Source organism: Kibdelosporangium banguiense (assembly GCF_017876405.1).
GTDB lineage: Bacteria > Actinomycetota > Actinomycetes > Mycobacteriales > Pseudonocardiaceae > Kibdelosporangium > Kibdelosporangium banguiense.
Map to the genome: position 1 here is coordinate 10,105,136 of NZ_JAGINW010000001.1, position 23,105 is coordinate 10,128,240.

General features: G+C 65.8%; 19 protein-coding genes and 4 pseudogenes. 15 read left to right on the top strand and 8 right to left on the bottom strand.

Features of this window, described 5'->3' with window-relative positions; translation table 11 throughout:
• Positions 1 to 123 precede the first annotated feature (123 nt).
• Positions 124 to 1,146: an endo-1,4-beta-xylanase gene (locus JOF56_RS45540; RefSeq protein ID WP_209645744.1), complete on the bottom strand. Its 1,023-nt coding sequence runs from the start codon at positions 1,144 to 1,146 to the stop codon at positions 124 to 126.
• A 794-nt stretch (positions 1,147 to 1,940) separates the two neighbouring features.
• Between JOF56_RS45540 and JOF56_RS45545 the strand changes: the two genes are divergently transcribed.
• The 8 genes and pseudogenes from JOF56_RS45545 to JOF56_RS45580 all read left to right on the top strand — a co-directional run bounded on the left by JOF56_RS45545 (position 1,941) and on the right by JOF56_RS45580 (position 12,713).
• The gene (locus JOF56_RS45545) at positions 1,941 to 3,533 is read left to right on the top strand and encodes a glycoside hydrolase family 43 protein (protein WP_209645745.1); all 1,593 of its coding nucleotides are present in this window, start codon (positions 1,941 to 1,943) and stop codon (positions 3,531 to 3,533) included.
• Positions 3,534 to 3,549: 16 nt separating this feature from the next.
• A complete protein-coding gene (locus tag JOF56_RS45550) occupies positions 3,550 to 4,929 on the top strand; it encodes a glycoside hydrolase family 43 protein (protein ID WP_209645746.1) in 1,380 nt (459 codons plus the stop codon).
• Between the two features lie 17 nt (positions 4,930 to 4,946).
• Positions 4,947 to 6,311 (top strand): glycoside hydrolase family 43 protein, encoded by a 1,365-nt coding sequence (locus JOF56_RS45555; protein WP_307855555.1) that lies wholly within the window; start codon positions 4,947 to 4,949, stop codon positions 6,309 to 6,311.
• Positions 6,312 to 6,447: 136 nt separating this feature from the next.
• Positions 6,448 to 7,353: pseudogene (locus tag JOF56_RS45560) on the top strand (CE1 family esterase); the annotation flags it as partial.
• 126 nt (positions 7,354 to 7,479) lie between these two features.
• Positions 7,480 to 10,053, top strand: a complete 2,574-nt coding sequence (locus JOF56_RS45565) for a 3-keto-alpha-glucoside-1,2-lyase-like domain-containing protein (RefSeq protein ID WP_209645749.1) — start codon at positions 7,480 to 7,482, stop codon at positions 10,051 to 10,053.
• Between the two features lie 99 nt (positions 10,054 to 10,152).
• Entirely contained in the window at positions 10,153 to 10,716 is a 564-nt protein-coding gene (locus JOF56_RS45570) for a DJ-1/PfpI family protein (protein WP_209645750.1), read from the top strand.
• Between the two features lie 154 nt (positions 10,717 to 10,870).
• The gene (locus JOF56_RS45575; RefSeq protein ID WP_209645751.1) at positions 10,871 to 12,070 is read left to right on the top strand and encodes a cytochrome P450; all 1,200 of its coding nucleotides are present in this window, start codon (positions 10,871 to 10,873) and stop codon (positions 12,068 to 12,070) included.
• A 31-nt stretch (positions 12,071 to 12,101) separates the two neighbouring features.
• A complete protein-coding gene (locus JOF56_RS45580; protein ID WP_209645752.1) occupies positions 12,102 to 12,713 on the top strand; it encodes a TetR/AcrR family transcriptional regulator in 612 nt (203 codons plus the stop codon).
• Here the strand turns inward: JOF56_RS45580 and JOF56_RS45585 are convergent.
• The 3 genes and pseudogenes from JOF56_RS45585 to JOF56_RS45595 form a co-directional block, all read right to left on the bottom strand.
• Positions 12,617 to 13,183 (bottom strand): ABC transporter permease subunit, encoded by a 567-nt coding sequence (locus tag JOF56_RS45585; protein ID WP_307855556.1) that lies wholly within the window; start codon positions 13,181 to 13,183, stop codon positions 12,617 to 12,619. The genes JOF56_RS45580 and JOF56_RS45585 overlap by 97 nt on opposite strands.
• Positions 13,184 to 13,205: 22 nt before the next feature.
• A pseudogene (locus JOF56_RS58815) lies at positions 13,206 to 13,625 on the bottom strand (fuconate dehydratase); the annotation flags it as partial.
• Positions 13,626 to 13,692: 67 nt separating this feature from the next.
• Positions 13,693 to 14,715, bottom strand: a complete 1,023-nt coding sequence (locus JOF56_RS45595; protein WP_209645754.1) for a type 1 glutamine amidotransferase family protein — start codon at positions 14,713 to 14,715, stop codon at positions 13,693 to 13,695.
• A 141-nt stretch (positions 14,716 to 14,856) separates the two neighbouring features.
• On the opposite strand from JOF56_RS45595, the gene JOF56_RS45600 reads away from it, so the two are divergent.
• The gene (locus JOF56_RS45600) at positions 14,857 to 15,456 is read left to right on the top strand and encodes a TetR/AcrR family transcriptional regulator (protein ID WP_307855557.1); all 600 of its coding nucleotides are present in this window, start codon (positions 14,857 to 14,859) and stop codon (positions 15,454 to 15,456) included.
• Between the two features lie 9 nt (positions 15,457 to 15,465).
• On the opposite strand, the gene JOF56_RS45605 is transcribed toward JOF56_RS45600, so the two are convergent.
• Together JOF56_RS45605 and JOF56_RS45610 are read right to left on the bottom strand one after the other, a co-directional pair.
• Complete coding sequence (locus JOF56_RS45605) at positions 15,466 to 15,690, bottom strand: muconolactone Delta-isomerase family protein (protein ID WP_209648882.1); 225 nt, start codon at positions 15,688 to 15,690, stop codon at positions 15,466 to 15,468.
• Positions 15,687 to 15,905: pseudogene (locus JOF56_RS45610) on the bottom strand (dioxygenase family protein); the annotation flags it as partial. The gene JOF56_RS45605 and the pseudogene JOF56_RS45610, both read right to left, overlap by 4 nt.
• Positions 15,906 to 16,052: 147 nt before the next feature.
• Here JOF56_RS45610 and JOF56_RS45615 point away from each other — a divergent pair.
• Positions 16,053 to 16,361, top strand: a complete 309-nt coding sequence (locus JOF56_RS45615; protein ID WP_281065590.1) for a hypothetical protein — start codon at positions 16,053 to 16,055, stop codon at positions 16,359 to 16,361.
• Positions 16,362 to 16,368: 7 nt separating this feature from the next.
• The gene (locus JOF56_RS60445; protein WP_307855559.1) at positions 16,369 to 16,491 is read left to right on the top strand and encodes a hypothetical protein; all 123 of its coding nucleotides are present in this window, start codon (positions 16,369 to 16,371) and stop codon (positions 16,489 to 16,491) included.
• Here JOF56_RS60445 and JOF56_RS45620 read toward each other — a convergent pair.
• Positions 16,452 to 16,541 (bottom strand): annotated as a pseudogene (locus tag JOF56_RS45620) (arabinofuranosidase catalytic domain-containing protein); the annotation flags it as partial. The gene JOF56_RS60445 and the pseudogene JOF56_RS45620 sit on opposite strands and share 40 nt — an antisense overlap.
• Before the next feature lie 383 nt (positions 16,542 to 16,924).
• Here JOF56_RS45620 and JOF56_RS45625 point away from each other — a divergent pair.
• The 4 genes from JOF56_RS45625 to JOF56_RS45640 all read left to right on the top strand — a co-directional run bounded on the left by JOF56_RS45625 (position 16,925) and on the right by JOF56_RS45640 (position 21,337).
• Positions 16,925 to 18,028, top strand: a complete 1,104-nt coding sequence (locus JOF56_RS45625) for an arabinofuranosidase catalytic domain-containing protein (RefSeq protein ID WP_245378671.1) — start codon at positions 16,925 to 16,927, stop codon at positions 18,026 to 18,028.
• Between the two features lie 96 nt (positions 18,029 to 18,124).
• A complete protein-coding gene (locus JOF56_RS45630; protein WP_209645755.1) occupies positions 18,125 to 19,042 on the top strand; it encodes an extracellular catalytic domain type 1 short-chain-length polyhydroxyalkanoate depolymerase in 918 nt (305 codons plus the stop codon).
• Positions 19,043 to 19,275: 233 nt separating this feature from the next.
• Positions 19,276 to 20,199: a dienelactone hydrolase family protein gene (locus JOF56_RS45635; protein WP_307855560.1), complete on the top strand. Its 924-nt coding sequence runs from the start codon at positions 19,276 to 19,278 to the stop codon at positions 20,197 to 20,199.
• 76 nt (positions 20,200 to 20,275) lie between these two features.
• Positions 20,276 to 21,337, top strand: coding sequence for an arabinofuranosidase catalytic domain-containing protein (locus tag JOF56_RS45640; protein WP_372448315.1), 1,062 nt, complete (start codon positions 20,276 to 20,278; stop codon positions 21,335 to 21,337).
• Positions 21,338 to 21,629: 292 nt separating this feature from the next.
• On the opposite strand, the gene JOF56_RS45645 is transcribed toward JOF56_RS45640, so the two are convergent.
• Positions 21,630 to 22,877, bottom strand: a complete 1,248-nt coding sequence (locus JOF56_RS45645) for a CE1 family esterase (RefSeq protein ID WP_209645756.1) — start codon at positions 22,875 to 22,877, stop codon at positions 21,630 to 21,632.
• Positions 22,878 to 23,105: the final 228 nt, after the last annotated feature.

Here is a 23,105-nt window from a genome sequence, read left to right on the forward strand (position 1 = left end):
CTCACCGGTCTACGTCATTGCCTTGCAGCGTCGGACCATCCGGAGAGTGCGCCTGCCGCTAACAACAGAGATCAAACTTAAACATATGATGTCTGATGTGTGTGTCGAGGAGTTCCGGCACACCTAGTTGCGTGCGTTCAGAGCGTTCAGCACCGCTGTGTAGGCGGGCTTCTTGTTGCCGGCTCCGTCGAACAGCAACGGCGACACGCCTGGATAGCGCCATGAGTCCGTGTCGCGGATTCCCCAGGTCGTGATCCCGTTGCAGCGCGCCACAGCAAGACATGCCTGGGTGACGCGCCGGTAGTTGTCGGCCTGCTGCGCGCCCGAACCGGCGATGTCCAGCTCGGTGATCTGCACGTCCACCCCGAGACTGGCGAAGTTCTGCAGCGTGGTCTGGAAGCTGCCGGGGATACCGGTGCCGAAGTGGGCCTGCAGGCCCACGCAGTCGATGGGAACGCCCCGCGACTTGAAGTCGCGCACCATCCGGTAGACGCCCTGGGTCTTGGCGGCTGACCAGTCCTCGATGCTGTAGTCGTTGTAGCACAGCTTCGCACCCGGGTCAGCGGCACGAGCGGTGCGGAACGCGACCTCGATCCAGTCGTTGCCGGTGCGCTGCAGGTTCGAGTCGCGCCTGCCGCCGGAACCGCCGTCGGCGAACGCCTCGTTCACCACGTCCCACGTGTAGATCTTGCCCCGGTAGTACGCCGCGACTTTCGAGATATGGTTGACCAGCGCCGAACGCAGCGCGGAACCTTCCATCCCCCGCATCCACCCTGGCTGCTGCGAATGCCACGCGAGTGTGTGGCCACGCACGCGCTTGCCCTGGCTGCGCGCGTGATTCACGATCCGGTCGGCATTGCCGTAGGAGAACTGGTTGCGGTTGGGCTCGGTCGCGTCCATCTTCATCTCGTTCTCGGCCGTGACCATGTCGAACTCCCGGTTGAGAATCCCGGTGTAGGTCGCGTCGCCGAGCCGGTGCGCCGCGACGGCGGCGCCGAAGTAGCGGCCGGTCTGCGCGGCGGACGCGCCGAGTGTGCTCGCGGCACTCGCCGACCCGATCGGAACCAGGGCGGTTACACCGGTTGTGACAACCGCCAACGTCGTCACGATCAGAGCTCGTGACACTGACCTCGCTGTCAGGTTCATGTGTGACACCTTCTGGACAGCACCCGCCCATGGCAGGCAGGTGGCAGGGAGCGGCGATCGGCCAGACTGTCCTAAGCAGACATAGCACGGGCGTCGCGGAGGACCGCCGCGGTCCGGACTCAAGCCGGCTGGACTCGGGGCAGCGCAGCACCACGCGATGCGCGCCCGGAACCGGAGCCCGCCTGACGGGCGACAGTGTGACACCGCACTGTTCACGCTCACAAGTTGAACCGGCCGGTAGGGTTCCCGCGTTGCCTCGAAAAGAGCAATCGACCGCTCACAACAGTGACAGGGCCGCGACTGCCTGGCCGAACAAGACGATCTTCCTGCTCGGAACATCGCGCGACCACCGCTGTTAGCGCTCACAGCTTTCGTTGACTGGCGATACCGCTAGCGCTACATTGGCCCGAAAGTCAAGGTCGTACGGCCGATGCCGTAACCCATCCCGGTTGGGCCACCCGCCGCCGCGACCATCCGTCAACGATGACGTTGGGACTTTCGATGCGAACAAACCCCTGCGCCGAGTCCGCCCACCCACCCGCTCCCCCTTGCCTGCACCGAAGGCCCATGAACCCGATCACCAAGCCGACGGACGCACCGCGTCGACTGTCCACATTGATCAATCAGATCACTCGGACCGTCCTGCCCTGCTGATCTCGGGGACGCCGCCGGCGCGCAGCACGCGGGCAGCGTCCCCTTTCCACCTGAAGGAGCCGCGGAGCGCCGCGGTCCCTGGACCTGTCACGGCCAGACACGGGTCCGCGCCCGAGCTCCGACCCGGAAAGGGAATCCCCATGTCACTCCGACGCCTCTGGGCACTCGGCGCAACTGTCACCGTCGCGCTCGGCCTGCTGGCAAGCCCTTCGGCACAGGCAGGCACCGGCGATGTCCAGCCGGCCGCGAACTTCACCAACCCGGTTCTCTGGCAGGACTTCGCGGACATCGACATCCTGCGCGTGGACAACACCTACTACTACTCGGCATCCACCATGCACTACTCCCCCGGCGCACCAATCCTACGCTCCTACGACCTGGTGAACTGGGAGTTCGCCGGCCACTCGGTGCCGCGTCTGGACTTCGGCGCCAAGTACGACCTCAACGGCGGCCGCGGCTACGTGCGCGGCATCTGGGCCTCCTTCCTCAACTACCGCAAGAGCAACAAGACCTTCTACTGGGGCGGCTGCATCGACTTCGGCCAGACCCACATCTACACCGCGACCGCCGTCGACGGCCAATGGTCCCGCCACACCACCATCAACAAGTGCTACTACGACGCCGGAATGCTCGTCGACGACAACGACACCATGTACGTCGCCTACGGCAACTCCAACATCAGCGTCGCCCAACTCTCCCCGGACGGCAAGACCGAAGTCCGCTCACAACAGGTCTTCACCACCCCATCGAACATCGGAACCCTCGAAGGCGCCCGCTTCTACAAGCGCAACGGCAACTACTACATCTTCCTCACCCGCCCCGCCAACGGCCAGTACATCCTCAAGGCCAGCAACCCGTTCGGCCCATACACACTGCAACAGGTCCTGCTGAACATGCCCACCCCGATCCCCGGCGGCGGCGTCCCCCACCAGGGCGGACTGGTCCAGACCCAGAACGGCGACTGGCACTACATGGCCTTCGTCGACGCCTACCCCGGCGGACGCGTGCCTGTCCTCGCCCCGATCACCTGGACATCCGACGGGTGGCCACGGATCCAGACGGTGAACAACGGCTGGGGCGCCAGCTACCCCATGCCCCTCCCCGCACGTCCGGTGAAACCGATGACCGGCGTGGACACCTTCAACGGCACCACTCTGGGCCCGCAATGGGAATGGAACCACAACCCGGACACCAGCAAGTACTCGGTCAACAACGGACTACGCCTGCAAACCGCGACCGTGACCAACGACCTCTACTCGGCCCGTAACACCCTCACCCACCGCATCCAGGGCCCCACCTCCACCGGCACCGTCACCCTGGATATCTCGGCGATGCGTGATGGCGACCGGACCGGCCTGGCGATGCTACGCGACTCCTCGGCCTGGATCGGGGTCAAACGTGACGGCGGCCGCAACCGGCTCGTCATAGTCAACGGCCTGACGATGAACAACAACTGGGCCACCACCGGCACAGGTACCGAAGTGGCCAGCGCGAACCTGACAGGCACGAAGATCTGGTTGCGGGCCAACGCCGACATCCGTCCCGGCGCCGGACGTCAGGCCCGGTTCTCCTACAGCACCGACGGCGTCACCTTCACGCCACTCGGCCCCGGATTCACCCTCAAGAACGAATGGCAGTTCTTCATGGGCTACCGCTTCGGCATCTTCAACCACGCCACCAGCTCCCTCGGCGGCGCGGTCACCGTCCAACGCTTCGAACTCGCCACTCCCTGACCCGGTAAGGGATCCCATGGCTCTCACTCGTCGATCATTCACACGCGCGGCTTTCGTGTCGGCGCTTGGCGCCACCGGACTCGCGGCCCTGCCACGCATGGCGTTCGCGGCGAACACCGCGTACCTCATGGCGTACTTCACCGAGTCCCCCAGCTTCACCGGCGCCGACTACGGTCTGCACCTGGCCGTCAGCCGGGACGGTCTCAACTGGACGCCACTCAACCAGAACAACCCGGTCGTCACACCGACCGCGGGTGAGATGGGCCTGCGGGACCCGTTCTTGTTCCGCAAGCGCGACGGCGCCTTCGTGGTGCTCGCCACTGACCTGAAGGGCACCGACTTCTCCCGCAACAGCCAGTACCTGCACGTGTACGACTCGACAGATCTCACGTCGTTCACGGGTTACCGGCGCGTCCGGATGCACACCTTGAACACCCATACGTGGGCGCCGACCGCGTTCTGGGACGCCTCGCGCAACCAGTACGGCATCGTGTACTCGGCCAACAACGGCCGGGACGTGTTCATGGTGAACTACACCAGCGACTTCCGGACGGTGAGCTCGTCACAGGTGTTCTTCAGTCCCGGCTTCAATGTCCTGGACGGTGACATCGTGGTCGAGGGCGCGACCACGTACATGTACTACAAGAACCTTGCTGACGGCTTCATCTATGGCGCGCGTTCTTCGACCGGTGCGCCGAACAGTTTCACCACGTACACCAGCGGCCTCAAACAGGGCAACGCCATGGAGGCGCCGCTACTGCTCAAGACCAATGAAGGTGGCTGGCGCCTCTGGGGCGACTCGTTCAGCCCTGTCAACGCCGACTACTACGCGTGGAGCTCGTCCAACATCACCGCCAACGCGTGGACATTGCTCAACCAGCGCGACTACACCCCGCCGCTGAACGCCAAGCACGGTTCGATGGTCGGTATCTCCGATGTGGAGTACAACGCCGTGGTCAACCGGTGGGGCCTGCCGAACTGGGTGCGGCTGAAGTCGTCCAACCTGCCCGACCGGTTCGTCCGGCACTCGAACCGCGTTGCCAGGCTGGACGCCTACCCGTTCGATCCGTACCAGGAACAGTTGTGGCGGATGGTCCCCGGGCTGGCCGACTCGGCCGGGGTGTCCTTCCAGTCGGTGAACGTGGCCAACAACTACTTGCGGCACGCCGGTTACGCGCTCCGGCTGGACCCCAATGACAACACCACGGCGTTCCGCGGCGACGCGACGTTCTACCAGACCGCTGGGCTGGCTGACTCGTCCTGGTCGTCGTTCCGCTCCTACAACTTCCCCACCCGCTACCTGCGCCACGCCAACTCGTTGCTGCGTATCGACCCGATCAGCGCCTCGTCCAGCCTCACCGAGCGGCAGGACGCCACCTTCCGCGTCACTCCCTGATCTCATGGAGGATGACTGTGCGATCTCTCCCGTGCAGGACAGTCGCCTGGATCGTCAGTGTTGTCTGCGCCCTGGCGGTCTTCCCGGCCGTGGCCAGCGCCGACAACCCGATCGTCCAGCATGTCTACACCGCCGACCCGGCCCCAATGGTCTACAACGGACGCGTGTACCTCTACACAGGACACGACGAGGACGGTTCCACGAACTTCACGATGAAGGACTGGCGGGTGTGGTCGTCCGCAGACATGGTGAACTGGACCGACCACGGCTCACCGATGAGCCTGGCCACCTTCTCCTGGGCAAGCACGAACGCCTGGGCAGGCCACACCATCCAGCGCAACGGCATGTTCTACTGGTACGTCCCGGTCACCAACCGCGCGACCGGCCGGATGGCCATCGGCGTCGGCGTTTCCAACAGCCCCACCGGCCCGTTCCGGGACGCCATCGGCCGCCCACTGGTGGAGAACGGCGAGATCGACCCCGCAGCGTTCATCGACGACAACGGCCAAGCCTACCTGTACTGGGGCAACCCCAACCTCTGGTACGTCAAGCTCAACCCGGACATGATCTCGTTCTCCGGAAGCGCCACTCGCATTCCGCTGACCACCGCGGGGTTCGGCACCCGGACCGGCAACCCGAGCAGGCCGACCCTGTACGAGGAAGCACCTTGGGTCTACAAACGCAACGGCTTGTACTACAACGTGTTCGCGGCGAAGTGCTGTTCGGAGTTCATCGCCTACTCGACAGCGCCGAGCCCGACCGGGCCGTGGACCTACCGCGGAACGATCATGCCCACCCAGGGCAGCAGCTTCACCAACCACCCCGGCATCATCGACTACAAGGGGTCCTCGTACTTCTTCTACCACAACGGCGCGCTGCCGGGCGGCGGCGGCTTCACCCGCTCGGTCGCCGTGGAGAAGTTCAGCTACAACGCCGACGGCACCATCCCGACGTTCAACATGACCACCGCCGGGCCACCCGCTGCCGACACGCTGAATCCCTATGTCCGGCAGGAAGCCGAGACCATCGCCTGGGGATCCGGCATCGAGACCGAACCTGCCAGCGAAGGCACCATGAACATCGGCCATATCCACAACAACGACTGGATCAAGATCAAAGCAGTCGCCTTTGGAGCCGGCGCGAAGTCCTTCACCACCCGAGTCGCCTCCGCGACCAACGGCGGAACCATCGAACTGCGGCTCGGCAACCAGAACGGCACGGTCGTCGGAAGGTGCACCGTCGCGGGCACAGGCGGCTGGCAGAACTGGGCGAACGTCTCCTGCCCGGTCACCGGCGCGACCGGAACCCAGGACCTGTTTCTCAGATTCACCGGCGCCAGCGGCTATCTGTTCAACATGAACTGGTGGCAGTTCACCAGTTGAGCGGAATCGAGTGTTCGCCGCACGCCGGGTTTTCCCGCCGGAACACGGCCGACGGCCGGCCGCCTGGCGGAAAGGCCTGCTCACGCAGGCCGGCTCGTTCTGTTGAATCCCCTACCTTGTTCGAGGGAGCCACATGATGGTGAAACACAGATCCTTCCTCGGGGCCGCCGCGGTCGCGGCACTGCTAGTCCTGACCATGAGCGGCACCGCCCAGGGCAGCGCCGCCGCGTCACCGACGGACATCGGGATCGCCTCACCGACCGCCGGATGCGGCAAGACGCCGACGCTGCGCAGCGGTACGCACACCATTCAGAGCAGCGGCAAGAACCGCACGTTCATCCTCAAGATTCCCGACAACTACAACAACAGGAACCCTTACCGGCTGGTGTTCGGGTTCCACTGGTGGGGCGGCACCGCCACCGATGTCGCCACCGGCCAGACCGTGCAGCGCGATGTCTGGGCCTACTACGGCCTGCAGCGACTCGCGAACAACAGCACGATTTTCGTCGCACCCCAAGGTATCGGCAACGGCTGGGCCAACTCCGGTGGCGAGGACGTCACCTTTGTGGACAACATGCTCAGCCGGATCGAGAGCGACCTCTGTGTCGAGACCACGCGCCGCTTCGCCGTGGGCTTCAGCTACGGCGGCGCGATGAGCCATGCGCTGGCCTGTGCCAGGCCGAACGTTTTCCGTGCGGTCGCGGTCCAGTCGTCGCCCGGAACGCTCAGCGGATGCAGCGGCGGCACGCAGCCCATCGCCTACCTGGGTGTGCACGGCGTCGGAGACAACATCGCCAGTGGGCGAGGGCTGCGGGACAGGTTCGTCCGCAACAACGGCTGCGCCGCGCAGAACCCGCCTGAGCCTGCCCGCGGCAGCCTGACACACCGGACCACCACCTACTCGGGCTGCCGAGGGGGATATCCGGTCGCGTGGGCCGCGTTCGACGGTGGCCACATCGCCGCACCGCAGGACGGCGCACCCGGTGACAGCGGCTCCAGGACCTGGGTCCCCGCCGAGGTATGGAAATTCTTCACCCAGTTCTGATCCGAAGTGGACTCCCACTTCTTCGTCGATCTGTAACGGAAGCTGTCCTCTTCCGTAAGTGACAGGACCCCACGCGACCGGCGTGGGGCCCTGTCATCGGCCCCGAAGGAGGCAGACCCCCTCATGCGGTCGTTCGCTGCCCTGTTAGCCGCTGCCATAGCGATTCCCGTCCTCTCAGTCCCCGCGTCCGCCCAGGCCGGCATCCCGCCCCAGGAACCGGGCGTGACCATGCGCGTGTTCGACGTCCAGGTCGAACTGAACGACTACTGCCGGCTCAAGCCCGCCCAGACACCCAACATCGACAAGCTGATGCCGACGATCGACTGGTCGACCACCGCGCACTTCGGATTCGCCGACCGGTTCGTCACCGAGGTGAGCGGTTATCTCAACATATCCACCGCAGGGACGTACGGCTTCCGGCTGACCAGCGACGACGGCGCCCGGTTCCTGCTCGACGGCAGCCAGGTGATCAACCACCCCGGCCGGCATGGCGCCACCTCGAAGGAAGGCTCGGTCCAGCTGGCGACGGGCCCGCATGCGTTGCGCATCGACCACTTCGACGCCGTCTCCGCCCAACGTCTGTTGCTCGAGTGGCGGCCACCGGGCGCGAGCGGATACAGCCTGGTGCCGAACTCGGCGCTGAGCACCGACGCCGACGTCGTCCGGGTCACCTCGCCTGGCCGCAAGCAGTGCGAGACAGCCGCCGACTCGGGCGGCGACGGTCTGCCGCTGACCGGTGTGCACCCGGACTACACGCTGACGAACCTGCGTCCGCCTGGCTTCGAGCCGCAGGTCACCGGCATGGACTGGCTGCCCGACGGCCGGCTGGCCATCTCCACGTGGGGCGGCGACCGGCTGACCGTGCTCGGCGAGGTGTTTCTGCTCAGCGGTGTCACCGGCAACACCGACCCGTCCAAGGTGACGATGAAGCGCATCGCCCAGAACCTGCGGGAACCGATGGGGCTCAAGTACGTCGACGGCACGATCTACGTGTCGGAGAAGCACCAGCTGACCGCGCTCGTGGACAACACCGGTGACGAGGTCGCCGACGAGTACCGCCGGATCGCGACCTGGCCGTTCGGCGGCAACTACCACGAGTTCGCGTTCGGCCTGGTGTACAAGGACGGGTTCTTCTACGTCACCACGGGCATCGCGATGGTCCCCGGCGGTGCGACCGCCGACCCGCAGCCCGTGCCCAGCCGCGGCAGTGTCCTCAAGATCAGCAGGAGCACGGGTCAACTGTCCTATATGGCCGGTGGACTGCGCACACCGAACGGTCCGGGCCTGGGGCCGGAGGGCGACCTGTTCGTCACCGACAACCAGGGCATGTGGGTGCCGACGTCGAAGCTGCTGCGGATCAAGCAAGGTGCTTTCTACAACCACTTCACCAACCCGGACGGCCCGTACGACGACCAGCCGGTGACCCAGCCCATCCTCTGGTTGCCGCACAACGAGATCTCCAACTCGCCAAGCAACCCGATCATGCTGCCCAGCGGCGTGTTCAAGGACCAGATGGTGTTCGGCGACGTGACCTACGGCGGTCTGCAACGCGCCTACCTGGAGAAGGTCGGCGGCGAGTATCAGGGCGCGGTGTTCCGCATGACCCAGGGGCTCGAGGCCGGGGTGAACCGGATCAGCCTCGGCCCGGACGGCGCGATCTACGCCGGCGGCATCGGCTGGGCAGGCAACTGGGGCCAGGAGGGCAAACTCAAGCACGGCCTGCAGAAGCTCACCTTCAACGCCTCCACCGCGTTCGACATCTACCAGATGCGGGCCATCAGCGGCGGCTTCGAACTCGAGTACACCCAGCCGCTGTCCAACGACACCGCGACGAATCTCCTCAGCAGGTACAAGGCCCAGCAGTGGCGGTACGTGCCGACGTCCACGTACGGCGGGCCGAAGGTCGACCAGGAGAACCTCAGCGTCACCTCGGCGACGCTGTCGGCCGATCGCAAGAAGGTGACGCTGAAGATCGCGAACCTGAAGCCGGGCCGGGTGGTGTATGTGCGTACGCCGCGCCCGTTCAGTTCGGCGTCCGGTACGCAGCTGTGGAGCACCGAAGCGTGGTACACACTCAACCGGCTGCCTACCGCCGAGGCGGCGCCACCGCAGAACGCGGACCGGGTTACGTTGTTCAACGGTACCAACCTCAACGCGTGGGAGAAGTCATCCGGCGGACCGGCGACGTGGCCCGTGGCGAACGGGTCGATGGAGTCGCTCGGCGGTGACATCCGTACGAAGGAACAGTTCGGCGACTTCCGCATGCACGTCGAGTGGTACGAGCCGGACTACCCGCCGAACGTCACCGGACAGGCCCGCGGCAACAGTGGCGTGTACATCCACGAGAGCTACGAACTACAGGTCCTGGAGTCCTACCGGCGACCACCGGAGCTCAACGGCGCAGGTTCCATCTATCTGAAGAAGGCGCCCGACGTCAACGCGGCGCGGCCGACCCGCACCTGGCAGACCTACGACATCGAGTTCCGCGCGGCGCGCTTCGACGGTTCGGGCAAGAAGGTGGAGAACGCACGGATATCCGTGTGGTGGAACGGAACGCAGGTGCACAACAACGTGGCCATCGACAGCCCGACCGGCCTGGGCAAACCGGAAGCCCCGACCGGCAAGATCAAGCTGCAGGACCACGGCGACCCCGGTGCCAACCCACGGTTCCGCGACATCTGGCTCGAGCGGCTCTGACCTGGACGGGAGCCCTTGCCACGCCAGGCGTGGCAAGGGCTCCCGTTCTGGTTACGTTGGTGTACAAGGGATGCTTCAGACAGATCGGAAGGAGCGAGCATGGCACGAGTGCTGATCCTGACCGGGGACGCGGCGGAGGAACTCGACTCGATGTACCCGGTGTTCCGCCTGCGTGAGGCCGGGCACGAGGCGATAGTCACCGCCCCGACGACGCGGGCGGTGAAGCTGGTGGTCCACGACTTCGAGCCCGGCTGCGACGCCTACACCGAAAAGCCCGGCCACCGACTGCCCGTGGACCTGGCATTCGGTGACGTGAATCCCGAGGACTACGACGCGCTGGTCATTCCCGGTGGCCGCGCGCCGGAGTACATCCGGACCGACCCGGACGTGGCGCGCATCGTCAGGTACTTCTTCGGCAAAGGTCTCCCGGTCGGCACGATCTGCCACGGCCCCCAGGTCCCGGCCGCACTGCGACTGCTCCGCGGCCGCACCACCGCCGCATACCCGCCGCTGAAGGCCGACGTGGAGAACGCCGGCGCGACATTCGTGGACGGGCCCGACGTCGTGGACGGCAACATGGTGTCGTGTCGTGGGTGGCCCGACCTGCCCCAGTGGTCACGCGCGTTCATGCAGGTGCTCGAGCGGGCAAACGTTTCGGCCTGACGGACCCGCGGACACGGAAATATGTCCAGTAAGGACGGTCAAGAGTCCTGCCAAGCACCCACCTTGCCGGTCCGGCGCCATACAGTAAGTGTTAGCCACCTTTCACTTATCTGATACGTTGGCCCTGGACGACTGCAGGGAAGGTGGACAGGCGATGACAGAAGCGCCGGAGATCCCGCTGCACATGCGGCGGGACGGGTTCGGCCCCGCGGAGGAACTGACACGGGCCCGGGACGACGAGGGTGTCGTACGGATGATGACGCCGTTCGGCGTGCCCGCGTATCTGGTGAGCCGCTACGAAGATGTCCGGCAGGTGCTGTCGGATCCGGCACGGTTCAGCAGCGCGCGCACACCGTTCGGTCCGAGCGGCCAGATAGCTGCCGACGAGCAGGAGGTGGCCCGGATGCGGGCCGGCAACCTGGTCGGGTTCGACCCGCCGGAGCACACCCGGTTGCGGCGCATCCTCACGCCCGAGTTCACGGTACGGCGGATGCGCAGGCTGGAACCGCGGATCGTGGAGATCGTCGAGGCGGCCCTGGCCGATCTGGAGCGGGCAGGCAGACCCGCCGACATGGTGGCGCATTTCGCACTTCCCGTCCCTTCGCTGGTGATCTGCGAACTGCTGGGCGTGCCGTACGCCGACCGCGCCGAGTTCCACGGCCGTTCCGCTCGCCTGCTCGACCTGTCGGTGTCCATGCAGCAGCGGATGGCGGCACGGCGCGAGAGCCGCGACTACATGACCGGTCTGGTCGCCCGCGCCCAGGCGGATCCCGGCGAGGACATGCTGGGGATGCTGGTGCGCGAACACGGCGGCGATCTCAGTACGGACGAACTTGTCGGCATCGCGGGCCTGCTGTTGCTGGCCGGTCATGAGACGACCGCGAACATGCTCGGCCTGGGCACCCTGGCCCTGCTGCGGCACCCGGACCAGCTGGCCATGGTCCGCGACGATCCGGCACAGGCCGAGCCCGCCGTCGAGGAACTGCTGCGCTGGCTGTCCATCGTGCACTCGATGCCACCACGGATGACCACCGCTGACGTGGAAGTCGGTGGGCACACGATCCCCGCGGACTCGCTCGTGATCGTCTCGCTGCCCGCGGCCAACCGCGACGGCACGTTCATCGAACGCCCTCAGGCCCTGGACATTACCCGTGGAGCCGCCGGTCACCTGGCCTTCGGCCACGGTGTGCACCACTGTCTGGGGGCACCGCTGGCCCGGATGGAGATGCGGATCGCCTTCCCGGCCCTGCTTCGGCGTTTCCCCCGGCTGGCGCTGTCCGACCCGGACCAGCAGGCCCAGTTCCATGTCTTCGGCGTGGTGTTCGGGCTCAAGACACTGCAGGTGACATGGTGATGTCCCGCCGGGCTGTTACCGTGCGTCTGCCATGGCGACGAACGAACGGGCCCTGAGGGCTGACGCTGCCCGTAACTACGAGCGGATTGTCGGCGCGGCAGTCCTGGCGTTCGAGGAGATCGGGCCCGAGGCGACCCTCGAGCAGATCGCCCAGCGCGCGGATGTGAGCGTGATGACGGTCTACCGGCGCTTCCACGCTCGCGACCAGCTCGTCCGGGCCGTTTTCGACCATGTGCTCACCACGGAGATCGAACCCATGGCGGCGGCACACACCGATGATCCGTGGCGGGATCTCATCGGCATGCTTGAGACGACCGTCGAGGTATTGGCCCGGCAACGGACCATCCTCTCTCTCGCCCGGGAGTCCGACGCGTTCGACGTCGACAGCGTGCACCGCTGCCTGCGCTCCCTCGAACGCCTGCTCCGCCGCGCCGTCGACGCCGGAACGGCGCGGCCGGAGCTGGAGGTTCGCGACCTCGCGGCAGTCATCGTCATGGCCCTGGCCACCGTTCATCCAGACGATCACCAGGGCGCCGACCGCAAACGCTATGTCGCTCTCCTGGCCGACGGGCTGAGGACTGCTCCGACCACGCTGCCTCCACCCTCATCACGCGAGTTCCCAGCGCATCCTGCCCCCCGGTAGTGACGATCACGGGCGCACCGGGTTGCCCATGCCGCTATCGGTGTGCCGCCGGCGAACAACAGCAGGCAGAGCCAGATCGACGCCGGGATCCCGGCCCACAGCGTCGTTCCGAGATAGAGCATCGAATCGGGCAGGCCGAAGAACGTCCGGCCGCCGGAGACCCCGGTGAGCAGGCCACGCAGGACGATCAGCATACCCAGGGTGACCACGAACCCGCCGAGTCCGAATCGGACGATCAGCAGTGCGTTGAGCGCACCGACCAGCACTCCGACCAGCAGCACCACAGGCAGCGCGGCCCAGCCGGGCAGCAGGCCCAGCGAGTGGCCGCCGGTGATGGTCAGCCAGGCAGCCACCCCGGGTGCCAGGCCGAACGTGGACTCCAGCGAGAGGTCCATCTTGCCGACGACGAGCACCATGGTCTGGGCAAGCACCAGCAGTGCGATCCCGGTGGCCACCTTGATCGGCGCCACCGCCCGGCGGATCGCGGCATGGCCCAGCACGTCGTCCGGTGACGTCGGCTCCTCGATCCAGTACGGCCAAGTGGATGGCGCCCTTGTCCGGCCCCAGCCACCTCAGCTGGCTGTCCCCGGTCAGGCGACGGGAGAACGCACCGAGATCCGACAACGCTTCGGCCACCGGCATTCCCACCACCAGCGGTACCAGCGCGCGGACGGCGGCTACCTGCACATCGTTGCCACGCCCGACCGTGAACGCGAGACCGTACCCTTCCTCGCCCGCACTCGTCCGGATGGTCACGTAGGCCGCCGAGTAGTCGGGTTCCGGGTTCATCGCGTCCGACCCGTCCAGGCTCAGCGAGGTCGGGAACCGGACGTCCACGGCGTCCACGGCACTGATCACTTCGGCCAACGTGATCACCTCTCGGTTCAACCGGAAGCGGAACGCTGGCTGCATGCCCACCTGGAGGACTGACCTCTCATCGCCACGCAACCTGAGGGCCGACACTGGTGGCGGCTGTGACTCAAGTGGTCGATGTGGCGCGGGGCGCACCCGTCGCGGCGAGCAGGGATTCGATCTCCTGCGCGAGGGCGTCGACCCCCTGAGGGCCGTTGGTTGACACCACGTTCACGGCGCGCTCGTGGTGAACCTCGATCGCTGCGGGGTTTTCCTTGGGAAGGTTGTGCACGCCTATGGCTTCGAGTGCTTCGTCGATGTAGTAGGTGACTCGGGTCTGCTCGCCGGGAACGTGCAGATATCCGTAGTCCTCGGCGGACCGCTCAGCGAGTTTCGGCACGGTGCTGACAGTCGTGCCCGCGAATGGGTTCGGTTGCGGCGTGTAGGGGTTGCCGCTCTCGTCGATCCGGAACTGGGTCGAGGTGAGGATCACGGGTGCGTGGCAGATCAGCGAGATGAGCACGCCGTTGTCGCGGGCCAGGTGCAGGATCTCGCCCAGCCATGGGTCATCGCGGAAGCTGATCATGGGGGCGTGTCCCCCGGGCGCGTGGATGAAGTCGAACCTGCCGACCTCGAAGCTGTCCAGCGGGTCCCGGTGGCGCTGCACGATCTGCCGCGCGGAGAGGAAGGAGTGCTCGGGCAGGCGAGACATGCGTGCCGCGAGCTCAGGGTGCAACGTGGCGGCGTCCTTGTCCGTGCCGGGCAGCACGTCGGAGAGCGCCAGCCGCCCGAGGTGACGCTCCAGCAGTCCGAGTTCCTGCTCGCGCCGCGCGACCAGGGGCGCGAACCGCTCGCGATAGTCCACCACATCGAACGTGGGAGAACTCTGCAGCTCGCGCGCCTGCTGTGCCGTGGCCACGAGAGCGTCCAACGCGTGATACGGCAGCGCCATCCCGTTGATGTCCAGCTGGGGAACTGTCCCGTCGGGCGTGGCGAAAGTGAACTGGTGAGTGCTTTCGAACTGCCGGAGGACCTGTGCGAGTTCGACGAGGTAGAACCCCACCGACACCGACGCCCCGGAGGGCTCGGCCAGCGGCAGGTCGCCCCCCGAGGGGATGATGATCAGCACTTCACGCTTACCGGTCGACATGTCGATCGTTCCTTTTCTGTCTGGGACGTAGCTGTGCGCGGTATCCGGATTCATGTCCACACGGACACTTTGGACTGCACCCCAAACATAGACTCAAGACAAAGTTGGACGCAAGTCCATCAGTCGTCTATGGTCGTGGATGTGAGCAACGACCCGGCTCTCGGGCTACGGGAGCGCAAGAAGCTGCAGGCACGACGAGCGATCCGCGACGCGGCACTGAAGCTCTTCGCCGAGCGCGGATACGACTCGGTGAGCGTGGAGGAGATCGCCGCCGCCGCAAACGTCTCCCGGGCGACGTTCTTCAACTACTACCCCACGAAAGAGGACACGATCACCGAGCCGGACCCGCAGGAGCGGGCCGTGTGGGCGAGCATTCGCGCGAAACACGCCGACACCGAACCCCTGTGGCGGGCGATCACGGACACCGTCCTGGAAGGACTGGAATCGATCGAGAAATCGTTCGTGGCGCTCCGGCGGATGAAGTCCTCGACCCCGGCGATGGCGGCCACGTTCCGCAAAGGCAGCCAATGGATCAGCGAAGACCTCCGCGCCTGGGTCGAACAACGAACCCCCGCACAAGACCTCCCATCGGCCCGCCTGCAACTCAACCTGGCGATGGCAGCACTCATGACCGCCTACGAACAATGGCAACCCAACGACCCGTTCCACGAATTCATCGACACCGCCCGCGCCAACCTGGCCACGGCAGGTGCCGCCTTCGACACGCCCACCGATCACTGATGCAGGTCCTCAAGCATTGATGTCGCACGGGTGTGTCGCGAGCGGCGTGACGTGGATGTCCATGTACGGGAAGAGCGGCAGCCCGGCCAGCAGAGTGTGCAGCTCGTCGTTGGACTCGACGTCGAAGATCGAGAAGTTGGCGTACTCACCGGTGATCCGCCAGAGATGCAGCCACTTTCCGCACTGTTGCAGCTGCTGGACGTCCGTCTTCCGCACGTGGAACAGCACGCTCAGCCTCGCACCGGGTCGAGCGCGAAGCCGTAGCCGACCTTGGCACTGCCATCGTCCTGGGCAACGGGAGACAGGATCAGCTCGGGCTTCACCGCACTGGCGATGTCGTCGTCGTTGTGCGGATCGCCGGGGAAGTACAGCTGCGCGGTGAGCAGTTCGTGGCCAGGCGCGGAGACTTTGACGTGCAGGTGCGCCGGCCGCCAGGCATGCCAGCCCGCTGGCTTCCCCCGCGCCCAACCGAATGGCCATCGTCGGCGCAGGAGGCCAGGCCGCCGACCAGGTTCGCGCCGTGCACGCCGTTCGCCCCTTGGCCGAGCTGACGGTGACCGACCTCAACCGGACCCGAGCCAGCATTGGCATCGGCCATGCTGCCCGCCCGAGTGCACATCAACGCCATCGGCGCGTTCCGGCCGACGATGCGGGAGCTTCCGGACGACCTGCTCGCCGAAGCCACAGTCGTCATCGATGACCGTGCGGCGATCCTCGACGAGTCCGGCGAAATTCTGCACGCGTTGTCCAGCGGGGCGATTGTGGCCGATGACCTCATCGTGCTCGGTGAGGCTCTGTCCCATCCGCCCGCGCGGCGGGATCGAACGGTGTTCAAGACCGTCGGCGTCGCCGCCCAGGACTGGGCTCTGGCTCGAGTGCTCGCGGCGAAGTTTCTCCCGACGTGACTGTCCGATGGGCCAGCCGGTCACAGGCGTCGGCGCGTTGCCCAAAGCCTGGCTGACGGCCCGGCAGTGCGAAATCCCCACATTGGTGCCGTTGCCGTCGTCCCGGCTGTTGCGCTCGGCATTGCCGTAGTCGAAACAACAACCACCGTTGTAACGCGTCCCGTTGAAGATCGCGTACATGCCTTCGGGCTCTGTGTCCACTTTCGACTATTACCCGCCGAGGACAGTCCGTTGTGTCATTTTCCTCCGTCTTTTCGCATTTTCAGTACGTCAGCAGAGGACGAAAGACCGGATCATCAGGTCTCGAGCCGGCGATAGCCATGACCCTCACGCGCAAGCAGAACGTGACGGAACCGTTGCCAGACGACGATCTGGAGTACTAAACTTTGACAATCGAGATGTTAGCGCTAACACAATCTCGGCTCCACGACACGATAGTCGCCTGACGTAAGCCGACCACTCCATTCCCCCGCCGGATGTCCGATGTGGCCGGCGAGAGGTCCGGCCCATTCAGGTTCCTGCCCTGCAGGCAGTGCTCGCCGTCAACGATGATGGGAGTTCCGATGCCCCGTATGAACTGGTCCGCGGTGATCGCCTCCTCCGGCGCCCCAACTGTTCCACGTCGCGCCGCCGGCCGGACGACGAAAGTCGTATTCGTGGCGGCGGGGGTGCTGGCGAGTTCGCTGACGTGGTCCGCGCCCGCCTCGGCGGCCGCGACCGGTCCGTGTGACATCTATGCCGCTGGCGGAACCCCTTGTGTAGCAGCACACAGCACCGTTCGCGCGCTCTACGGTTCCTACAACGGGAGCCTGTACCAGGTCCGTCGATCATCGGACAACACGACCAGAAATATCGGCGTACTGTCCCCGGGCGGTGCGGCCAATGCCGCGGCGCAGGATTCGTTCTGTGCCGGCACGTCGTGCGTCATCACCGTCGTCCTCGACCAGTCCGGGCGGGGAAACCACCTGGCCTATCAGGGACCCGGCGGCGCGGGCGGCTCGGACGTCCCGGCGAAGGCGACCAGCGAGTCGCTGACGATCGGGACGAACAAGGCCTATTCGTTGTACATCAACGCGAGGAACAGCTACTGGCGCAACGGGTCCTCGTCGGGTGTCCCGACTGGGAGCGCTCCCGAAGGCATGTACATGGTCACCAGCGGCACACACGTCAACAACGGCTGCTGCTTCGACTACGGCAACAGCGAAACGACCCGCAAGGCTGACGGCCCCGGTGCCATGGACGCGATCAACTTCAGCCGGCAATGCTGGTTCGGCGGGTGTTCCGGGTCCGGTCCCTGGGTACAGGCGGATCTGGAGTGGGGGCTGTTCCCGGGTGGCAGCACATCCTGGAACCCCAACCAGCGATCGTTCACCAGCAAGTTCGTCACCGCGACGCTGAAGAACAACGGAACCACGCGGTTTGCGATCAAAGGCAGCAACGCACAGTCCGGCGGCCTGGCGACCTTGTGGGACGGCTCGCTTCCCAGGGGATACAACCCGATGAAGAAGCAAGGGGCGATCGTGCTGGGCAGCGGCGGCGACTGCTGCAACGGCAACACCAACATCAGCATCGGAACTTTCTACGAAGGCGCGATCGTCGCGGGTTATCCGTCCGACGCGACCGAGAACGCGGTACAGGCCAACATCGTTGGTGCTGGTTACCGCTAAGGGGAGATCAACACATGACCAGCAACCGATGGCAGACAGCCGTCCTCGGCGCGGCGGCCGCGCTCCGAGTGCTGAACAGCTGAGAGGAGCAAGAGAATGGTTCGTCGTTTCCTTACCGCGTTGCTGACCGCGATATCGCTGTTCGCCGCCGCCTTGCTGACGGCCTCGCCGGCGTCCGCGGCCTCGTTGACCCAGGTCACCAACTTCGGCACCAACCCGTCGAACCTGCAGATGTACCTGTACGTGCCGAACACGGTGAAACCCAAGCCGGCGATCCTCGTTGCGGTGCACTACTGCACGGGTTCCGGTCCGGCCTTCTACTCCGGGACCGAGTTCGCCAGGCTGGCCGACCGCTACGGGTTCGTCGTCATCTACCCGTCGGTGACCCGTGCCAGCAAGTGTTTCGACGTTTCCTCCCCACAGGCGCTGAAGCACAACGGCGGCAGCGACCCGGTCGGGATCGTGTCGATGGTCCGGTACGTGGTGCAGCACAACAACGCCGACGCCGGCCGTGTGTACGTCACCGGGGCATCGTCGGGCGCCATGATGACCAACGTCCTGCTCGGTGACTATCCGGACGTGTTCAAGGCCGGCGCGGCCTTCTCCGGTGTGCCGTTCGGATGCTTCGCCACCACCAACGGTTCGGAGTGGAACAGCCAGTGCGCCAACGGACAGATCATCAAGACCCCGCAGCAGTGGGGCGATCTCGTCCGCGCCGCGTACCCCGGCTACAGCGGACCGAGGCCACGGATGCAGTTGTGGCACGGCACGACCGACGCCACGCTGCGATACCCGAACTTCGGTGAGGCGATCAAACAGTGGACGAACGTGGCGGGCATCAGCCAGAGCCCGACCACGACTGATCGCCCACAGTCCAACTGGACCCGCACCCGCTACAACCTTGGCGGCACCGTCCAGGTGGAAGGCATCAGCATCCAAGGCGTCGGCCACGCCCTCCCGCAGGGCGGTATGGCCCAGTACGTCATCGACTTCTTCGGCCTGTCCCGCGCATAGCCGGCATTCCCGGCGCGGGCCGCTACACCCTGACCGGTCTGCAGACCGGTGCGACGTCGACCACGGCCAGCGCGATCAGCGCTTCAGTCCCGCACACGGCGTCGTGATGTACCCAGTCGCCGCCCGTAACGGTCCACTCCGGACGGTCTGTGAGTCCCTGCACCCGGCTCGCGGATCTCCGCGCACGACGGCGGCAACGACAACTCCCCTGCACCGACAAGGAGGTCGTAACAGTGCGACATGTCATAAAATCCCGGGCTCCGGCAGGTGCCGAACCCCCCATCCCCCGGCGGCGACTGCTCAAACAAGCTGTCACCGCAGCCGCGGTAGTCCTGGGGATACTCGCGCCCGCGGTCTCGCCGCAATCAGCGTTGGCGGCGGCCAATCCGTACCAGCGGGGCCCGGATCCGACCCTCGCCAGCGTCGCGGCCACGAACGGACCGTTTGCCACCGCGCAAATGACCGTGCCGCCAGGCAATGGTTTCAACGGCGGGTACATCTACTACCCGACGGACACAAGCCTGGGTACGTGGGGTGCGGTCGCGATCGTGCCCGGCTACACAGCACTGTTCAAGAACGAAGAGGCCTGGATGGGGCCGCGACTGGCGTCCTTCGGGTTCGTGGTGATCGGCATCGAAACCAACAGCCGCACGGACTTCGACACCGCTCGGGGAACGCAACTGCTGGCCGCGCTGGACTACTTGACGCAGAAGAGCGCGGTGCGCAACCGGGTCGACCCCGGCCGGCTGGGCGTGATCGGGCACTCCATGGGTGGTGGCGGTGCCCTCGTCGCCGCCACCCAGAGGCCGTCGCTGAAGGCCGCGGTGGGGCTCGCGCCGTTCAAGCCGTCCGGGAACCTGGCCAACGACCGCGTGCCGACGATGTTCATCGCCGGAAACCGGGACACAGTGGTCACTCCGTCCTATCTGGATGGTCTCTACGGCAGTCTGCCCGCGGCGACGAAGAAGGCCTACGTGCAGATCAACGGCGCCGACCATCTGTTCGCCACCAAGCCGAACACGGTCGAGATGCGCACGTTGATCCCCTGGCTGAAGATCTTCCTCGACAACGACACCCGCTACAGCCAGTTCCTGTGCCCGACTTTGCTGGACAAGACCGGTGTCTCGATGTACCGCGGCACCTGCCCGTTGATCTAGCACCTGAGCCTGGCCGGGACCACGGTGGTGTTCCCGGCCAGGCGCGATCGGATTACGCACCAGAAAGGAGTACACCTTGCGAAAGTTGAGGACCTCAGGCCGGTTGGCGGTGATCACCGCTGCCATGGCACTCGCCATCACCGGTGCGAGTGTGACAGGAACGCAGACCGCGACGGCAGCCGGCACTCTGCCGTGTGACATCTACGCCAGCGGTGGCACGCCTTGCGTGGCCGCCCACAGCACCACCAGGGCGTTGTTCGGCGCATACAACGGTCCGCTGTACCAAGTCAGGCGCTCCAGGGACAACACCACCCGGGACATCGGCGTCCTGAGCGCGGGCGGAGTCGCCAACGCGGCAACGCAGGACTCTTTCTGCGCGGGCACAACCTGTCTCATCACGATCATCTACGACCAGACCAGCAGGCACAACAACCTCACCCAGGCCCCGCCCGGAGGATTCCCCGGCCCGGCTCCGGGCGGGTACGACAACCTCGCGAACGCCACTGCGGCACCGACCACGGTAGGCGGCCGCAAAGCGTACGGCGTGTTCGTGGCCCCTGGCACCGGATACCGCAACAACAACACCAACGGTGTGGCGACCGGTGACCAGCCCGAAGGCATGTACGCGATCCTCGACGGGACGCATTACAACGGTGGTTGTTGTTTCGACTACGGCAATGCCGAGCGCAACAGCCGGGACAACGGCAACGGCACCATGGAAGCCATCTACTTCGGCAACATCAAAGTCTGGGGTTACGGCACCGGTCCCGGCCCCTGGGTGATGGCCGACCTCGAAAACGGCCTGTTCTCCGGCGTGAACCAGCGTTACAACGCCAACGACCCGACCGTGAACCACCGGTACCTGACCGCCATCATCAAAGGCGAACCGAACCACTGGGCCATCCGCGCCGGCAACGCCCAGTCCGGCGGCCTGTCGACCTATTACAACGGCAAGCGCCCCAACGTCCCCGGCTACAACCCGATGAAGAAGGAAGGCGCGATCATCCTCGGCATCGGCGGAGACAACAGCCACGGCTCCGCTGGCACCTTCTACGAAGGCGTCATGACCTCCGGCTACCCGACAGACGCCACCGAGAACGCAGTGCAGGCCAACATCACCGCAGCCGGCTACCGCTAGATCGAGCTCCCGGACAGGCGTGCGGCACGCACCCTGTCCGGGCCGCCCTTCAGTTCACTGTAGACACAAAGCCGAAAGCGCATCACATTCATCCGGTCCTGGAGGCATATCGACCATGAGACAACACGTCATCACACCGAGGGGAAAGAACCCGGACGCTCCGCAGAGACGACCTCGGTGGCGTCCCCGCCCCATAACAGGGATCGCCGCGTGCGAACGCCATTGCTCTCCTCATTGAAAACACCGGGCAAGCACCCGGGGCAGGGCTTGCCCCCGGATGCTCGGCAAGCGATCAGGCGACGGTGCAGGCCGTGCCGTTGAGAGTGAACGAAGCTGGTTCTGCGGTGTTGCCTGTGTGGTTGGCCTGGAACCCGATGGTGGTCGACGTACCGGGAGCGATCTCGGCGTTGTAGGCCACGTTCCTGGCCGTCACCTGCCCGGAACTGGGCGAGTAATCCGCGCTCCAGCCGGAGGTGATGGCCTGCCCGGCGGGCAGGGTGAACACGAGCGACCAGCCGTTGATCGCGGTGGTACTGGTGTTGGCGATGGTGATGCTCGAAGTCAGACCGGTGTTCCAGGCGCTGACTGTGTCGGTGACCCGGCACGCCCCGGTGCCCGGGTCCGGATCCGGCGGGTTGGTGGACCCGAACTGGGAGAAGAACCGCCACACCTCGGCCGGCACCCAGGTCCTGGAGCCGCTGTCACCAGTGGCCCCGTCCTGTGGAGCGGCGATGTGCCCTTCGTCGAACGCCGCCCACACGACCGGATAACCGGCCCGGCACCCCGAGTAGGTGGTGACTCGGTGCGTCAGGCTTCCCTGCGACGGCTCGGGCGGGTTCTGTGCTGTGCAGCCGTTGTTCCGGACGAACCTGTCCCGCATCGACCGCCCACCGGAGATGTTCAGCACTCCGTCCCGGAGTCCGTGTATGCCCATGTAGGCGATGGGCTGGGTGCCGCCACTGCACCCGCTGAGTACCCCGCCGGACTGGACCGCGACGGCGCGGAAGACATTCGCCCGGGAACACGCGAGCGAGTAACTCATGGCGCCGCCGTAGCTGAATCCCACGGCGAAACGCTGCGTCGTGTCGACGCACAGATCCGCCTCGATCTGCCTGATGATGTCGTCGACAAAAACGACGTCCTCGCCGCCGGAGTTGCCCCAGCCGTTGTTGAACCCCTGCGGCGCCGCGAAGACAGCGCTGTTGTTCGCCAGTCTCTGCAGCCCGTAGTACGCCCACACCCCCGTCTGTACCGTGCGGCCGGTGTCCACATCGGTGGACGTGCCGCCCAGCCAGTGCAGCCCGAAGATCAGCCGGTAGGGGCGGCTGCGGTCGTAGCCGTCGGGAATCCTCAGAATATAGCTGCGGTTCTTGCCGCTGGTCTGAATCGAACGGGTACCGCTTGTCAACGTCGGGGCCTTGCCGCATCCGGCGCTCGCCGCAAGAGTGCCGTTCTGCGCCGGCGCAGCCGTGGCCGTACTTCCCATTCCCAGAACGAGCAGCACGGCGGCCACGACGGGCCCCAATCTGTGCCTGAACATGAACTGACTCCTTCTGCTCGGGGTCACCGTGGAAGCCGGCACATCGGCTGCAGAGCCGAGAGCGAAGTCTTGAGCAGGCATGGGAACCCCATCGTCATTGACGGTGACAACCCAACGGTTCGGCGGCGCCCGAGGCGGAACGACTCCCCGGCACACCCGCCCCGATCGCGGGCATCGTGGCCATCGGGCACACAACGCATACCGCCATCCAACAAGTCATCATATGTT

Coding starts and splice junctions, on each gene's coding strand:
- JOF56_RS45550 (WP_209645746.1), top strand. CDS start 3,550: ATGGCTCTCACTCGTCGATCATTCACACGCGCGGCTTTCGTGTCGGCG.
- JOF56_RS45570 (WP_209645750.1), top strand. CDS start 10,153: ATGGCACGAGTGCTGATCCTGACCGGGGACGCGGCGGAGGAACTCGAC.
- JOF56_RS45565 (WP_209645749.1), top strand. CDS start 7,480: ATGCGGTCGTTCGCTGCCCTGTTAGCCGCTGCCATAGCGATTCCCGTC.
- JOF56_RS45545 (WP_209645745.1), top strand. CDS start 1,941: ATGTCACTCCGACGCCTCTGGGCACTCGGCGCAACTGTCACCGTCGCG.
- JOF56_RS45595 (WP_209645754.1), bottom strand. CDS start 14,715: ATGTCGACCGGTAAGCGTGAAGTGCTGATCATCATCCCCTCGGGGGGC.
- JOF56_RS45575 (WP_209645751.1), top strand. CDS start 10,871: ATGACAGAAGCGCCGGAGATCCCGCTGCACATGCGGCGGGACGGGTTC.
- JOF56_RS45630 (WP_209645755.1), top strand. CDS start 18,125: ATGGTTCGTCGTTTCCTTACCGCGTTGCTGACCGCGATATCGCTGTTC.
- JOF56_RS60445 (WP_307855559.1), top strand. CDS start 16,369: ATGGGCCAGCCGGTCACAGGCGTCGGCGCGTTGCCCAAAGCCTGGCTG.
- JOF56_RS45580 (WP_209645752.1), top strand. CDS start 12,102: ATGGCGACGAACGAACGGGCCCTGAGGGCTGACGCTGCCCGTAACTAC.
- JOF56_RS45625 (WP_245378671.1), top strand. CDS start 16,925: ATGCCCCGTATGAACTGGTCCGCGGTGATCGCCTCCTCCGGCGCCCCA.
- JOF56_RS45645 (WP_209645756.1), bottom strand. CDS start 22,877: ATGTTCAGGCACAGATTGGGGCCCGTCGTGGCCGCCGTGCTGCTCGTT.
- JOF56_RS45615 (WP_281065590.1), top strand. CDS start 16,053: ATGCTGCCCGCCCGAGTGCACATCAACGCCATCGGCGCGTTCCGGCCG.
- JOF56_RS45540 (WP_209645744.1), bottom strand. CDS start 1,146: ATGAACCTGACAGCGAGGTCAGTGTCACGAGCTCTGATCGTGACGACG.